Raw genomic sequence first — 13,228 nt, 5'->3', positions numbered from 1 at the left:
GGGGGCCTGCTGAATGTACCGTGTCTGGAGTTTTCTGACGAATTACTCGCTATTGCTTATTTTCGGTGCTGTGATCGCTGTGGTCTGGGCGAATGTCGATTACGAGAGCTATCGTCATTTCGTCGAATTCGAGATTTGGGACCACGCCCCCATTGGGCATTTTCACCCAGCAGACGCCAACCACGAAGCCTATCGCACCCTGACGCTGCATTATCTGGTCAATGATCTGTTGATGGCGCTGTTCTTTGCCATCGCCGCCAAGGAAGTCTGGGAAGCCGTAATCCTGAAAAACGGATCCCTGCGCGGGAAAAAGGCCGCAACGCCCTTGTTTGCAACGTTGGGCGGGATGCTGGGGCCAATCTCTGTCTATCTTGGCCTCGCATATTTGCTGGGGTCAGAGACATATAATGCGGTTTTTAACGGGTGGGCGATCCCCACGGCCACCGACATTGCCTTTAGTTATCTGGTCGGACGCATCGTGTTTGGTGCGGGCCACCCGGCGGTGCGGTTCCTGCTTTTGCTGGCGATTGCTGATGATGCGGCAGGGCTGATCATTCTGGCGGTGTTCTATCCCACGGGCGAACTTGCCCCGATGTGGTTGCTATTGTCTTTCGCTGTAGCAATCGGTGTGTATTTTCTGGCGAACTGGCTGCCCCGCAGAAGGGACCGTGGCAATCAGGATCGGCCGGCATCAACGTGGGTGCGCACCAAATTGCACTTTCTGCCCTACCTGATCGCGGGTTGCATCAGCTGGTATGCCTTCATGCGCTCCGGTTTGCACCCCGCGCTGGGGCTGCTGCCTATCGTGCCGACCATCCCGCATGCGGACCGGGCATTCGGTATCTTTTCTGAGGCAGAAAAATACCTCACCGATCTTTTGAACCAGATTGAACATGCGCTCAAACACCCTGTCGAGGTTGTCCTGTTCTTCTTTGGCCTCCTGAACGCAGGGGTTCAGTTCAACGCAATCGGAAGCGCCACATGGTTGGTGCTGGCGGGGCTGCTTATCGGTAAGCCGGTGGGTATTTTACTTTTTGGCTGGCTTGCTGCGCGGCCCATGGGGCTTGGATTGCCGCAAGGAATGCGGATCATTGATTTGGCTGTTGTCGGCTGTGTGGCGGCCATCGGCTTTACCGTGTCGCTGTTTGTTGCGTCAGTCGCGTTTGATGCTGGTGCGATACAGGATGCGGCCAAGATGGGTGCCTTGTTCAGCTTTGCCGCAGCGGCGATCAGCATCGTCGCGGGCAAATTATGCCGGGTCGACAAGCAAATTAGCTGACCGCCCCCGTGATAAAACAGGTTGCCAGAAACCAAAATGGCGGCGCGTTTTTTCCGGCTTCAGAACGACAAATGAGTACTTGATCGGGCAGGCCCGAACCGGGTGTGAGAGCATTGTACATTTGTTTCCAAATAGGACATAATATAGCCAAATTCGGTGGATAAACCGTTAATACACCTCTGTTAGAGAGGGCGCGGCGAGACCGCACAGCACCAACCGGAGCAGGGAATGCTGGAATTTGAAAATGTATCCAAGTCCTTTTGGACTGGGACCCAATACAAGATCATCCTCGATCGGGTCTCGTTTCGCGTGGAATTGGGTAATTCTCTTGGTATTCTCGCGCCAAACGGCACCGGTAAAACCACCCTTATCAACATGATGGCGGGCCTTGAAAAACCTGACGAAGGTGAGATCAAGCGCGGCTGCAATATCTCGTTCCCGCTTGGATTTATGGGCGGCGTGGTCAGCAAGGTTTCTGCGATGGAAAACGCCCGTTACATCGCGCGGCTCTATGGACTTGATCCCGACTATGTCGAAAGCTTCTGCCGCTGGCTGTGCAACTTGGGTGAATATTTCGACCAGCCGCTTGGCACCTACTCGGCGGGCATGCGGGCACGGTTTTCGTTCGCTCTGATGCTGGCGCTTGATTTTGACATGTACCTCATTGACGAAGGTATGCCCGCAACGACAGATGTCGAATTCAACCGCAAAGCGGGCGAAATCCTGCAGGAACGCCTGCGCACCACCACCATCATCATTGTGTCCCATCAGGCACAAACCCTTGAAAAATTTGCACGCTCCGCCGCTGTTCTGCTAGATGGGCAACTGCATATGTTTGACACCTTGGAAGAAGCGAAACAGCTCTATGACTACGAAACCCAAGGCTAGAAAGTTCCGCATCAAGCGGAGCACGCCAACGCCACCATCCGGCGCTGCCGCCAGCGGCACGGCCGAACCCCATGGTACGGCACCGACGCCCCCGCAGGGCGTGCGCCCCGTGCGCCCGACGGTCAGCGCACCAAGCGCGCAGGCTGGCGAGGTCTCATCTTCTGCCGAGGTGGCTGGTGAGTTGGACATGGACGCCATCCGCCGCGAGGGTCTGACGGGTCGCCAATTGCGCATGGCGCGCCGCGTTGCCCAAAAGCACGAACTTGCTCCGACCTCTGACTTTGATGCGGTGCGACTTTTGCGCGCCAAAGGGATTGATCCGTTCGAACGTTCCAACATGCTCGAACTTGTGGTGCCGCAGGCAGGCGGTGAGCCGCGTGATGGCGGTCCGGGTGATGCAATGGCCGCTTTGCCTGCCCAAAAGGGGGGTGCCGGTGCGTCGGGCCGCGTGCATCTGCCACAGACCGTTCCTGCAGGAGGCAACACATTGCCTTCGAGCGAGATAAGCCCAGCCGAGCGTCGGCAGCGCGAAATTGCCGACATCCAACGCGACATCTCACGCCGCCGCCGTCGCAAGATGGGCCTGCTTCTGATTAGGGTTGCGTTTTTCGTATTTCTGCCGACGATCATCGCAGGCTATTATTTCTATAACAAGGCGACCCCGATGTACGCCACCAACAGTCAATTCCTGATCATTCAAAGTGAGGGATCATCGACCAGCCCATTTGGAGGACTGTTGCCCACACAGTTTGCCAACAGCGCCGACAGCATCGCCACCCAGGCCTATCTGCAATCCAAGGATGCAATGCTGCGCCTGGACAATGACGAAGGGTTCAAGGACCACTTCTCAAATTCCAATATTGATCCGATTCAACGTCTGACGTCGGATCCGACCAACGAGGAAGCCTACAAAATCTATAAGAAAAACGTGAAAATCGGCTATGATCCGACCGAAGGCGTGATCCGCCTGGAAGTGGTCGCCGCCGATCCGCAAGTCTCGGCCAGTTTTTCCGAAAGCCTGCTGAAATACGCGGAAGAGCGGATCAATAACCTGTCCAAGCAAAAGCGAGAAGACGGGATGAGCGACGCGCTCGCCGGCCTTGATCTTGCCCAGCAAAAACGCCGCGAGGCCCAAGAGGCTTTGATCACATTGCAGGTCGAAAATGGCGTCGACCCAGAAGCCGAGATTGCCGCAATCCGCGCCCAGATCACCAACTATGAGGGGCTCTTGATTGAGAAAGAGCTGACGCTTGCCGCGCTTCTAGACAATTCCCGTCCCAACAAGGCCAAGGTGGACGGTGCCCGAGGCGATGTCCGCCGCCTGAATGATCAATTGGACAGGCTGAACGAAAAACTGAATTCGGCAACTCAGGGCGAAAATTCATTGGCCAAAAAAGCCGTGAACATGCAGCTGGCGCAGGCCGATCTGGTCGCCGCGGATACCAACCTGCAACTGGCGATGACCGGATTGGAAGCCGCCCGCAACGAAGCTGGACGCCAGGTCCGTTACCTGACCGTCGCAGTGCGCCCCGTCGCGCCGCAGGAACCCACCTATCCGCGCAAGTTTGAAAACACGATCTTGGCTTTCCTGATCTTTGCGGGCATCTATCTGATGTTGTCGCTTACCGCGTCGATCCTCAGAGAACAGGTAACATCATGACCCAGGTTACGATCCGCGATGTGATTATCGGCAATGATCGCCCTCTGACCATCATTGCAGGCCCTTGCCAATTGGAAAGTGCGGATCACGCGCAGATGATTGCGGGGGTCATGAAAGACGCCTGTGATGCCGCCGGCGCGCAATATGTTTTCAAGGCCAGCTATGACAAGGCAAACCGCACCTCGCTGTCGGGCAAACGCGGGCTTGGCATCGACGAGGGCCTGAAGATTTTACAATCCATCGGCAAGGCCAATGGCGTGCCGGTTCTGACGGATGTGCACACCGAGGCGCAATGCGCCATCGCTGCGGAGGCTGTGGACATTTTGCAGATCCCTGCGTTTTTGTGCCGCCAAACCGATATGCTGCTTGCGGCAGGCGACACAGGCAAGGTCGTAAACGTCAAGAAAGGTCAATGGCTCGCCCCTTGGGAAATGGGCAATATCGTGACCAAGATTGAAAGCACCGGCAACAAACGGATTCTTCTGACGGAACGCGGCACCGCCTTTGGCTATAACACCCTTGTCGCCGACATGCGCAGCCTGCCGCAGATGGCCCAGACCGGGTACCCCGTGGTGATGGATGCCACCCATTCCGTCGCTCAGCCGGGTGGCAAGGGCGGATCGTCCGGAGGCCAACGTGAATTTGCGCCGGTCATGGCGCGCGCTGCTGCTGCGATCGGCGTTGGGGCCATCTTTATGGAAACGCACGAGGATCCCGACAGCGCGCCTTCTGACGGACCCAACATGATTTATCTTGATCAGATGGCTGCCTTGATCAAAACGCTGATGCAGTTCGATAAAATTGCCAAGGCGCATCCGCTGACCTTCTGATATCCCAAACATGACGAGGATTTGCACGTGACAAAACCGGCCTCAACCGTGACCCAAAACACGTGGGAATTTCTGCGGGATGCGATGATCACCCCAACCGGATTTCGAGAATATGATGCGCGGTGGAAATATCCCGATGACATAAACCTTCCGGGAATCACCGCCCTTGGTCTTGGCCTTGGCACACAGATGTACGCCCGCGGGATTGAGCCGGTGATCGCTGTCGGCAATGACTACCGGGACTACTCTTTGTCGATCAAGAACGCCCTCATGCTGGGGCTGATGCAGGCTGGTATTCACGTCAAAGACATCGGTCCCGCCCTGTCGCCCATGGCCTATTTCGCCCAATTTCATTTGGACGCCCCCGCCGTTGCGATGGTCACCGCATCACATAATCCCAACGGTTGGACCGGCGTCAAAATGGGCTTTGAACGCCCGCTCACCCATGGCCCCGATGAAATGTCCGAACTGCGTGACATCGTGCTGAATGGCAAAGGCCAGACGCGCAGTGGCGGCAAATATGAATTTGTACACGGCGTCCGCGAGGCCTATCTTGACGACCTCGTTGGTGACTTCAGGATGACCCGCAAACTGAAAGTGGTTTGCGCCACCGGCAACGGCACCGCCTCCGCCTTTGCGCCAGAGCTTTTTGAGCGACTGGGTGTCGAGGTCGTGTCAAGCCATAACAATCTTGATTACACCTTTCCGCATTACAATCCCAATCCAGAGGCCATGGAAATGCTCCATGACATGGCCGCTTCGGTCAAAGCATCCGGTGCGGATTTTGCCCTTGGCTTTGACGGCGACGGTGACCGCTGCGGTGTGGTTGATGATGAGGGCGAAGAGATTTTCGCAGACAAAGTGGGCGTGATCATGGCCCGCGATCTGGCCAAACTCTATCCCGGCAGCACCTTTGTTGCGGATGTGAAATCAACAGGCCTGTTTGCCTCTGATCCTGAACTCAAAAAATATGACATCAAGGCCGACTATTGGAAAACCGGCCACAGCTATATGAAACGACGGGTCAAGGAACTGGGCGCGCTGGCAGGGTTTGAAAAATCCGGCCACTACTTCCTCGCCGAACCGATCGGACGCGGCTATGACTGCGGCATGCGTGTCGCGGTCGAGATTTGCAAGCTTATGGACCGCAACCCCGATCAAAGCATGTCTGACCTGCGCCGCGCCCTGCCGCAAACCTGGGCGACGCCGACAATGTCCCCCTATGCGTCCGACACCGAAAAATACGGTATTCTCGCCCGCATTGTTGACCGGCTCACCGCCAAAGCCGCTGCCGGTGAACCCATTGGCGGACGGGCCATCAAAGACATTGTCACCGTCAACGGCGCACGCGTGATTTTGGACAATGGTGGCTGGGGTCTGGTGCGCGCCTCGTCCAATACGCCCAATCTGGTCGTGGTCTGCGAAAGTCCCGCATCAGAGGATGAAATGCGCGCGATCTTTGCCGATATTGATGCTGTCATCCGCACCGAACCCGGCGTCGGCGATTACGATCAGACAATCTGAAACCACCAGCATTTCATTGTTCCCCAAATACACCGGGGGTTTGGGGGCTGGCCCCCAAGCTGTCGGACCGCGCAAGCGGTTCGATCTTAAACCAAAGCCGCCGCACAGAACGTCGCAATCAATGCCGGATCCTTGACCCCCGGCGAAGATTCCACACCTGATGACACATCAATCTGCCGCGCGCCGGTCAGCCCAATCGCCTCGGCTACATTCTCGGATGTAAGCCCCCCGGCCAACATCCACGGCACCGGCCACCGTCGACCCGCAATCAAACGCCAGTCAAACGCCAGACCATTCCCACCTGGCAATTCCGAATTTTTGGGCGGCTTGGCATCAACCAAAATCTGGTCCGCAACCCGTCCATAGGCGTCGAGCGCTGCCAAATCATCCGCGTCAGCAACGCCCACAGCCTTCATAACTGGCAATCCGTAACGGGCCTTGACCGCCTGTACCCGTTCCGGGCTCTCTGAGCCGTGCAATTGCAGCATATCAATTGGCACCTGCGCTAATATTGCATCAAGAAACGCATCATCTGCATCTACCGTCAACGCGACCTTGCAGACGCCTTCGGGCACAGATGCCGCAAGGACAGCCGCGCTGGTCAGGTTCACATATCGGGGTGATTTCTCAAAGAAAACCAACCCGACATACCGGGCACCTGCCGCTACAGCCGCATCAATGCCAGCGCTGCTGGTCAGACCGCAAATTTTTACGTTTATTTTTTCAGGCATAGCGGCCGGGTCAGCTTGCCTCGTCGAGAAGGGCCAGCACCTCGTCTTTACCCTGATGCTTTTCGCCTTTCAGCCGCGCCACTTCACGCTCAAGCCGGCGCATTTCGCGGGCCTGTTTCGCCGCCTCGGCGCGCTGGCCGTATTCGCGGATCCATTCCCAGACAAATCCCACCAGCAATCCGACCACGATACTGCCAAGGATCACCAGAAACAGCGGCAGTTGCACGGAAGGATTCAACGCAAACCATCCCGACACCTCGGCTGGCAGTATTTGAAGTGCCACCATTTCGCGGTTCGCCAACGCGACCGAGATTAACGCCACCGCAAAGATGGCGATACAAAAGTAGCGAACGTAACGCATTAGCTTTTCCCGTTTAACCGATCCCGCAACAATTTGCCGGTCTTAAAGAAGGGTACATGTTTTTCTTCGACATTCACAGAGGCACCGGTGCGTGGATTGCGACCAATGCGGGCATCGCGCTTTTTCACCGAGAACGCGCCAAAGCCGCGCAGTTCTACCCGATCCCCCTGCGCCATCGCACCGGTAATCTCATCAAAGATTGTATTAACGATCCGCTCAACATCGCGCTGGTAGAGATGCGGATTATCATCCGCAATCTTCTGAATCAGTTGTGACCGGATCATGGTTTATCCCCCCCGAGATGTGTCTATTTATTGAGGCTCGACTTTGACTATAGAAAGAAACCAGCCAGCCGGGAAGCGTCGTGAACGGCCAAGATGCTGTTTTTTATGCCGAAAGTGCTTATTTTTTTGAACATTTTGGCAATGGGCCGCAGCAATTCGCCGTTTGCTGCAGATTGTTTGTTGCTGCGGTACCTTCCCCGGCCCAGCCGATTCGCGGGTAAAGGCCCTCCTTCAGGCGGTGAGATCAGACCATTGTTACGAGGTCATCGACAAATTAAAGGCCCCGCGCATTTCTGCGCGAGGCCCTTTGTCGTCAGTTCGAATAAGCCGCGTTGGGTTTATTCGTCGCCCTTAAGTGCGGCACCAAGGATATCACCCAAGGATGCACCAGAATCAGACGAGCCATACTGCTCGACCGCTTCTTTTTCTTCTGCGATCTCACGGGCTTTGATCGACACGCCCAAACGGTGGGCTTTGGCGTCCACATTTGTGATGCGCACGTCGACTTTGTCGCCCACGCTGAAACGCTCAGGGCGCTGTTCGGCACGGTCACGTGACAGATCAGAGCGGCGGATAAAGGCTTTCATGCCTTCATATTCCACTTCGATCCCGCCATCTTCGATGGAGGTCACAGTAACCGTCACAACAGAACCGCGTTTCACGCCGCCCACTGCTTCAGCGAACTTGTCGCCGCCGACGCCTTTGATCGAGAGGCTGATGCGCTCTTTTTCGACGTCAACTTCGGACACAACGGCCTGAACCATATCGCCTTTGCGGTAGTTCTGGATGGCGTCTTCGCCACGTTCGTCCCAGCTGAGGTCGCTGAGATGCACCATGCCGTCGATGTCGCCGTCGAGGCCAACAAACAGACCGAATTCGGTGATGTTCTTAACCTCGCCCTCGACTTCCGTGCCCTCGGGATGTGTTTCTGCAAACACTTCCCATGGGTTGCGCATGGTCTGCTTGAGACCCAGGGAAACGCGGCGCTTCGCACCGTCGATTTCCAGAACCATGACTTCGACTTCCTGTGACGTAGACACGATCTTGCCGGGGTGGACGTTTTTCTTGGTCCAGGACATCTCGCTGACGTGTACCAGACCTTCAACACCCGGTTCCAGCTCAACAAATGCGCCGTAATCGGTGATGTTGGTCACGCGGCCAGTGTGCGATGATTCCAGCGGGTATTTCGCCGCAACCAAATCCCATGGATCGTCCTGCAACTGCTTCATGCCCAAAGAGATACGGTGTGTCTCTTTGTTGATCTTGATAACCTGCACCTTGATCGTTTCGCCAATCGCCAGAATTTCGGACGGGTGGTTCACACGGCGCCATGCCATGTCGGTGACGTGCAGCAAGCCGTCAACACCGCCCAGATCAACAAACGCACCGTATTCGGTGATGTTCTTGACCACACCATCGACTTCCTGACCTTCGGTCAGATTGCCAATGACTTCGGCGCGCTGTTCGGCACGTGATTCTTCCAGGATCGCACGACGTGAGACAACGATGTTCCCCCGGCGACGGTCCATTTTCAGAACCTGGAACGGCTGCTTGAGACCCATCAATGGGCCGGCATCGCGCACGGGGCGCACATCGACCTGCGAACCGGGCAGAAACGCAACCGCGCCGCCAAGGTCCACGGTAAAGCCACCTTTGACGCGGCCAAAGATAGCGCCTTCGACGCGTTCTTCTGCTGCATAGGCTTTTTCCAGACGGTCCCATGCTTCTTCGCGGCGCGCCATCTCACGAGAGATAACAGCTTCGCCTTTGGAGTTTTCGACCTGGCGAAGGAACACTTCAACCTCGTCACCAACTGCGATTTTGGGAGACTCGCCGGGATCGGCAAATTCTTTCAGTTCAACGCGGCCTTCCATTTTGTAGCCCACGTCGATGATGGCCTGACCGGCCTCGATGGCAATGACTTTGCCTTTGACAACTGATCCCTCTTCGGGTGTGTCCATCTCAAAGCTCTCATTCAAGAGTGCTTCAAATTCGTCCATAGCTTTTGACATGTAGTTTTCGTTTCCTTTGGTTTTTTATACGGGCCGTGCGGTTGTCTCCGCCGGTCTTTGAATTTCAGTTGGTCCTTGTGGTGGCACTGCGCATAAACGCGTGATGGGCATCGGTACGCAAAAGAAAGAGGGCCGGATGAATCCGACCCTGCCTGAGATATCGCGTCCCGAAGCTTGTTACCGCCCCTTGGACAACGCGCGTATAGGAGATTTGGCCTCGGTTCGCAAGGGCAATTGCCGCATTGCACAGCGATCCACGCTGGATCACGCCGCATGATCAGAAACGGGTGATTTCTATCTGCGGTGTGATCCTGTGATCCCTGTTGCTGAGGACCTAGAACTTCATTCTTCGGTTGGACCGCCTGCGTCTTTCCAGGCGGGGAAACCACCGATATTCGTCACATTCGTGTATCCCATGTCCTGCAACGTTTTGCCTGTCAGGGCCGCCTGACCGCCGGCCCCACAGATGAGGTATAACTCGGCATCTTTTTGAAGTACCGGATTATGGAAGTCCGTCATTGCAGGGTCAGCGCGAAATTCGATCATACCGCGCGGAATGCGGTGCGCGCCCTTGATGGTGCCGCTTTTGGCAATGTCTGAACTGTCACGCACGTCGATAAAGGCCCCTGACCCGGATGCGTGTTTGGCAATCGCCTGTTCGACATCCATTTTTGGAACGCTTGCATGCGCGGCTTCAAGGTATTCTTTGGCGGATTTCATGATTGGTCTCCATTATTTCGATATCGTTAGACTTAGGATGAGCCGGGCCCATTTCCACCCTCATCGGCATAGACTGTTCCCTCACCCTCAGAATTGCTGTTTTGGCGCAGGATATGCCCAACGACCGCGACAAACACCAGCGCCCCGCCAATGAGGGTCGCCCCACTGGGGATTTCGGCAAAAAAGAGCCAGATCCAAATGGGTGCCAACGGTGTCTCAACCGCCCCGATCAGCGCCGTTTCAATGGCTGGCAACAACCGCGCACCAAGCGTAAAGAGCGCCAGCCCAATGGCCGAATTGACCAATCCGAACGCGGCGAGCAGCCCCAGATCCGGCAGGCTGACCACAAGATTGTCGGCAAAAGGCAGTGCTATCATCCCGCTCAGGATCGCGGACAGGCTGGCGGCTGGCAAAGTGGGGATGCCGCGATATCTGCGCGAAATCACCATCATCACCGCCAGTGACAGCGTCATGGCGAATGCCAACAGGTCACCAAACAGGTTCCCTTCGACGCCCAGCCCGACGATGACCCCGACCCCAAGCAGTGAGACAAAGCTGGCCACAAGGGCAGAGCGCCCGGGGCGTTCGCCGATGGCCAGCCACGCCAACGCTGCCGCCACCAAGGGCACCGTGGCATAGATAAACGACACATGCGCCACCGTGGTGATGCGCAGAGCGTTGATATAACAAAGCATCCCAAGCGCCGAGACGATGGCGAATATCCAGCCCGGCGCACCCATCCTGGCAAAGTCGTGCAGTGCCGCGCGCCCCTGCAATGCAAACGCGATTGCAAGTATCCCCAGCGCCCCAAAAACCCCGCGCCAGACCAGCATCGTGCCGGTATCAACCTCAATGAACCGGGTGAACAGGCCTGCGGTCGACCATGCCAATGCCGAGGCCGAAACCAGAGCCAGCCCTAAACGATGGTTCGCATCAGGCATCTGGTGATTTCCAATCGCCGCCCTTGTTCCACCAGCGGTGTGGATTGTCCTGATCATCCAGACCCTTGCAGATGCTGCGCAGCACCTCCTGCACCGTGATCACCGGCTCGTAATAGCTGTGCACCGCATAAATCGCCTCGATCACCTGATCCAACACGCCCTTGTCGCGGGGCAGAAAGAACCGCACCTCATCCACACCGGGCCTGCGACGTGTGTCTGTTTCGGCCCCGGTCGGTGTGCCTTCCAAAGGGCGGTAGTATTCATACCCACTGGCACCCCGATAGGCATTGCGGTCGGTTTTGCCCTGCCGCAATGGAACCACCTTGATGATCTCGTCAAAAATCCGGTCCACGTCCTCGACCGGGGCCTGAAAGGCGATCAGCCACAGCGGCTCCATCGTGATGGGTCGGGTGTCAAAACCTGTCTTAAGAACATTCTGGGGCATCGGGGGTGTTCCTTCCAATTTGTTAACCCTGAACCTCATCTACGCCCCGACTGCTGACATGTATCTGTCAGCAGTGTTGTGCTATCTCTCTCAAAGAAACCGCCAAAGGATCCCATGATGCGATCATCGCGCATGTTTGAAATCATCCAACTGCTGCGCAGCGCCAAAGGCCCGGTGCGCGCGCAAGATATCGCGACGCAACTGGAGGTGACCAAACGCACCATTTACCGCGACATCGCCTCGTTGCAGGGGATGCGCGTGCCGATCGAAGGCGAGGCCGGGATCGGCTACATCATGCGCCCGGGCTATAACCTGCCGCCGATCAATTTCGACGTGGAAGAAGCCGAAGCCATTTCTGTCGGGCTCAGCATGATTGCACGCACCGGGGACAAGGCCCTTGAACAGGCAGCCTTGCGTGCTGTGCAAAAACTGTCCGCGGCAACGACGTTGAGTGAAACGCTGTTTTCCTCAAGCTGGGGTGCAAAACCTGCGGAAATTGATCTAGCGGATGTGCGCAATGCGATCCGGCAAGAGATCAAACTGGCCCTGCATTACCGCGATGCGGAGGGCCGCGTGACCCGGCGCACCATCCGCCCTATTGCGATTGTGTATTATTCTGACGTCGTGGTGGTCGCCGGATGGTGCGAAATGCGACAGGATTTTCGACATTTCCGTGCGGACAGGATGATGTCAAGCGATGTGTTGGCCGCCGACTTCAAAGGCCAATCGCAGGCCTTGCGGCGCGACTGGGCAAAGGTGCATGGGACGGATTTCTAGTGCCCGCCACTAGCCAAAGAATTCGAACAGGAGCCTAAAGTTCCTGCCCTTTCTTGCGCAGCTCATCCAGCAGGTCCTGATAGATCCCGTTGCTGTCGCCCCCGCCAAAGATCGCGGCCCCCCCGGTATAGGCACTGCCATAGGTTTTCGCGACCGTGATGGTTTGCACAAGCCCGGACAGGAGCTGATCTTTTTCAAGCGGTGAAAGTGGATGAATGAACACTCCCCAGAGACGTCCGTGCGCCACCGCATATCGCGCGTCCAAGGCGGAATCGAAATTAGCCTGCATCATCCGCATCATGTCGTCCACCGTCAGCCCTTCGGCACTGGCAATCGGCACCATCGCCCGCATTCGGTCCGCGCCGGGATCGGCAATCACCACCACCGGAATATCGTCAAGCGTGAATTCCAAGGCAGGGCCGCGCACAACGAGATCCGGATCCAGTGCCAGCACGATGTTCGCCAACCGCTCCAGCGTCATGGGCGGCTCGGTCGGTGCCGTCTCTTGAGACAGGGCCAATCCGGGCAACAGGATCAGGGTTAAACATAAGGCGCGCAACATCAGGCAGGTCTCCTTTTGCCGGCCAGCCTGCGCCAAGATGCTGTGAAATGCGATTCACGCTTGGGTGAGTACCGTGCGATGGCGTCATCGCCTCTTAACCGGTGGGCCTTAAACATCGACCCTGGTTAACCAAACCCGCAGGGTGACGCTTGCGGACATCATGTGGTCTCAATGCCGCTATGGCACCTGACACCGCGCGCATCCGGGGCAATGC

General features: G+C 56.7%; 14 protein-coding genes. 6 read left to right on the top strand and 8 right to left on the bottom strand.

The features are described 5' to 3' along the window. Positions 1 to 13 precede the first annotated feature (13 nt). The 5 genes from ACEWL3_RS04130 (at position 14) to ACEWL3_RS04110 (ending at position 6,181) form a co-directional block, all read left to right on the top strand. Complete coding sequence (locus ACEWL3_RS04130; RefSeq protein WP_386177746.1) at positions 14 to 1,279, top strand: Na+/H+ antiporter NhaA; 1,266 nt, start codon at positions 14 to 16, stop codon at positions 1,277 to 1,279. Between the two features lie 228 nt (positions 1,280 to 1,507). After that, complete coding sequence (locus ACEWL3_RS04125; protein ID WP_386177744.1) at positions 1,508 to 2,167, top strand: ABC transporter ATP-binding protein; 660 nt, start codon at positions 1,508 to 1,510, stop codon at positions 2,165 to 2,167. After that, positions 2,145 to 3,827, top strand: coding sequence for a KpsE/RkpR family capsule polysaccharide export protein (locus tag ACEWL3_RS04120; RefSeq protein ID WP_386177742.1), 1,683 nt, complete (start codon positions 2,145 to 2,147; stop codon positions 3,825 to 3,827). The genes ACEWL3_RS04125 and ACEWL3_RS04120 overlap by 23 nt, the downstream gene beginning before the upstream one ends. Next, positions 3,824 to 4,657: a 3-deoxy-8-phosphooctulonate synthase gene (gene kdsA, locus ACEWL3_RS04115; RefSeq protein WP_114877509.1), complete on the top strand. Its 834-nt coding sequence runs from the start codon at positions 3,824 to 3,826 to the stop codon at positions 4,655 to 4,657. Before ACEWL3_RS04120 ends, kdsA begins: the two co-directional genes overlap by 4 nt. A gap of 27 nt (positions 4,658 to 4,684) precedes the next feature. After that, positions 4,685 to 6,181 carry a phosphomannomutase/phosphoglucomutase gene (locus ACEWL3_RS04110; RefSeq protein WP_386177740.1) on the top strand — a complete coding sequence of 499 codons (1,497 nt, stop codon included), beginning with the start codon at positions 4,685 to 4,687 and terminating at the stop codon, positions 6,179 to 6,181. A gap of 86 nt (positions 6,182 to 6,267) precedes the next feature. Here ACEWL3_RS04110 and ACEWL3_RS04105 read toward each other — a convergent pair whose 3' ends face one another. From ACEWL3_RS04105 to ACEWL3_RS04075, 7 genes are all read right to left on the bottom strand, one after another. Continuing rightward, positions 6,268 to 6,912: a phosphoribosylanthranilate isomerase gene (locus ACEWL3_RS04105; protein ID WP_386177739.1), complete on the bottom strand. Its 645-nt coding sequence runs from the start codon at positions 6,910 to 6,912 to the stop codon at positions 6,268 to 6,270. A gap of 10 nt (positions 6,913 to 6,922) precedes the next feature. Next, positions 6,923 to 7,273: a lipopolysaccharide assembly protein LapA domain-containing protein gene (locus ACEWL3_RS04100; protein ID WP_386177738.1), complete on the bottom strand. Its 351-nt coding sequence runs from the start codon at positions 7,271 to 7,273 to the stop codon at positions 6,923 to 6,925. Beyond that, positions 7,273 to 7,557 (bottom strand): integration host factor subunit beta, encoded by a 285-nt coding sequence (gene ihfB / locus ACEWL3_RS04095; protein ID WP_114877503.1) that lies wholly within the window; start codon positions 7,555 to 7,557, stop codon positions 7,273 to 7,275. Before ihfB ends, ACEWL3_RS04100 begins: the two co-directional genes overlap by 1 nt. A 338-nt stretch (positions 7,558 to 7,895) precedes the next feature. Beyond that, entirely contained in the window at positions 7,896 to 9,569 is a 1,674-nt protein-coding gene (gene rpsA, locus ACEWL3_RS04090; RefSeq protein WP_386177737.1) for a 30S ribosomal protein S1, read from the bottom strand. Between the two features lie 342 nt (positions 9,570 to 9,911). Then, positions 9,912 to 10,289, bottom strand: a complete 378-nt coding sequence (locus ACEWL3_RS04085) for a rhodanese-like domain-containing protein (protein ID WP_386177736.1) — start codon at positions 10,287 to 10,289, stop codon at positions 9,912 to 9,914. 32 nt (positions 10,290 to 10,321) lie between these two features. Further along, complete coding sequence (locus ACEWL3_RS04080; RefSeq protein ID WP_386177735.1) at positions 10,322 to 11,230, bottom strand: DMT family transporter; 909 nt, start codon at positions 11,228 to 11,230, stop codon at positions 10,322 to 10,324. After that, complete coding sequence (locus tag ACEWL3_RS04075; protein WP_386177734.1) at positions 11,223 to 11,675, bottom strand: YqfO family protein; 453 nt, start codon at positions 11,673 to 11,675, stop codon at positions 11,223 to 11,225. Before ACEWL3_RS04075 ends, ACEWL3_RS04080 begins: the two co-directional genes overlap by 8 nt. Positions 11,676 to 11,789: 114 nt before the next feature. On the opposite strand from ACEWL3_RS04075, the gene ACEWL3_RS04070 reads away from it, so the two are divergent. Further along, positions 11,790 to 12,452, top strand: coding sequence for a helix-turn-helix transcriptional regulator (locus ACEWL3_RS04070; RefSeq protein ID WP_386177733.1), 663 nt, complete (start codon positions 11,790 to 11,792; stop codon positions 12,450 to 12,452). A gap of 34 nt (positions 12,453 to 12,486) precedes the next feature. Here ACEWL3_RS04070 and ACEWL3_RS04065 read toward each other — a convergent pair whose 3' ends face one another. Further along, complete coding sequence (locus tag ACEWL3_RS04065; RefSeq protein WP_386177732.1) at positions 12,487 to 13,014, bottom strand: polysaccharide deacetylase family protein; 528 nt, start codon at positions 13,012 to 13,014, stop codon at positions 12,487 to 12,489. Positions 13,015 to 13,228 lie beyond the last annotated feature (214 nt).

Origin of the sequence: Sulfitobacter sediminivivens (assembly GCF_042611115.2) — a bacterium.
In the GTDB taxonomy this organism is placed as follows: Bacteria; Pseudomonadota; Alphaproteobacteria; order Rhodobacterales; family Rhodobacteraceae; genus Sulfitobacter; species Sulfitobacter sediminivivens.
This window is presented reverse-complemented; position numbering and strand designations above follow the sequence as displayed.

Excerpts from the sequence above, each read along its gene's own strand:
- ACEWL3_RS04130 (WP_386177746.1), top strand. The coding sequence starts at position 14 with ATGTACCGTGTCTGGAGTTTTCTGACGAATTACTCGCTATTGCTTATT.
- ACEWL3_RS04125 (WP_386177744.1), top strand. The coding sequence starts at position 1,508 with ATGCTGGAATTTGAAAATGTATCCAAGTCCTTTTGGACTGGGACCCAA.
- ACEWL3_RS04120 (WP_386177742.1), top strand. The coding sequence starts at position 2,145 with ATGACTACGAAACCCAAGGCTAGAAAGTTCCGCATCAAGCGGAGCACG.
- kdsA (WP_114877509.1), top strand. The coding sequence starts at position 3,824 with ATGACCCAGGTTACGATCCGCGATGTGATTATCGGCAATGATCGCCCT.
- ACEWL3_RS04105 (WP_386177739.1), bottom strand. The coding sequence starts at position 6,912 with ATGCCTGAAAAAATAAACGTAAAAATTTGCGGTCTGACCAGCAGCGCT.
- ACEWL3_RS04100 (WP_386177738.1), bottom strand. The coding sequence starts at position 7,273 with ATGCGTTACGTTCGCTACTTTTGTATCGCCATCTTTGCGGTGGCGTTA.
- ihfB (WP_114877503.1), bottom strand. The coding sequence starts at position 7,557 with ATGATCCGGTCACAACTGATTCAGAAGATTGCGGATGATAATCCGCAT.
- rpsA (WP_386177737.1), bottom strand. The coding sequence starts at position 9,569 with ATGTCAAAAGCTATGGACGAATTTGAAGCACTCTTGAATGAGAGCTTT.
- ACEWL3_RS04085 (WP_386177736.1), bottom strand. The coding sequence starts at position 10,289 with ATGAAATCCGCCAAAGAATACCTTGAAGCCGCGCATGCAAGCGTTCCA.
- ACEWL3_RS04080 (WP_386177735.1), bottom strand. The coding sequence starts at position 11,230 with ATGCCTGATGCGAACCATCGTTTAGGGCTGGCTCTGGTTTCGGCCTCG.
- ACEWL3_RS04075 (WP_386177734.1), bottom strand. The coding sequence starts at position 11,675 with ATGCCCCAGAATGTTCTTAAGACAGGTTTTGACACCCGACCCATCACG.
- ACEWL3_RS04070 (WP_386177733.1), top strand. The coding sequence starts at position 11,790 with ATGATGCGATCATCGCGCATGTTTGAAATCATCCAACTGCTGCGCAGC.
- ACEWL3_RS04065 (WP_386177732.1), bottom strand. The coding sequence starts at position 13,014 with ATGTTGCGCGCCTTATGTTTAACCCTGATCCTGTTGCCCGGATTGGCC.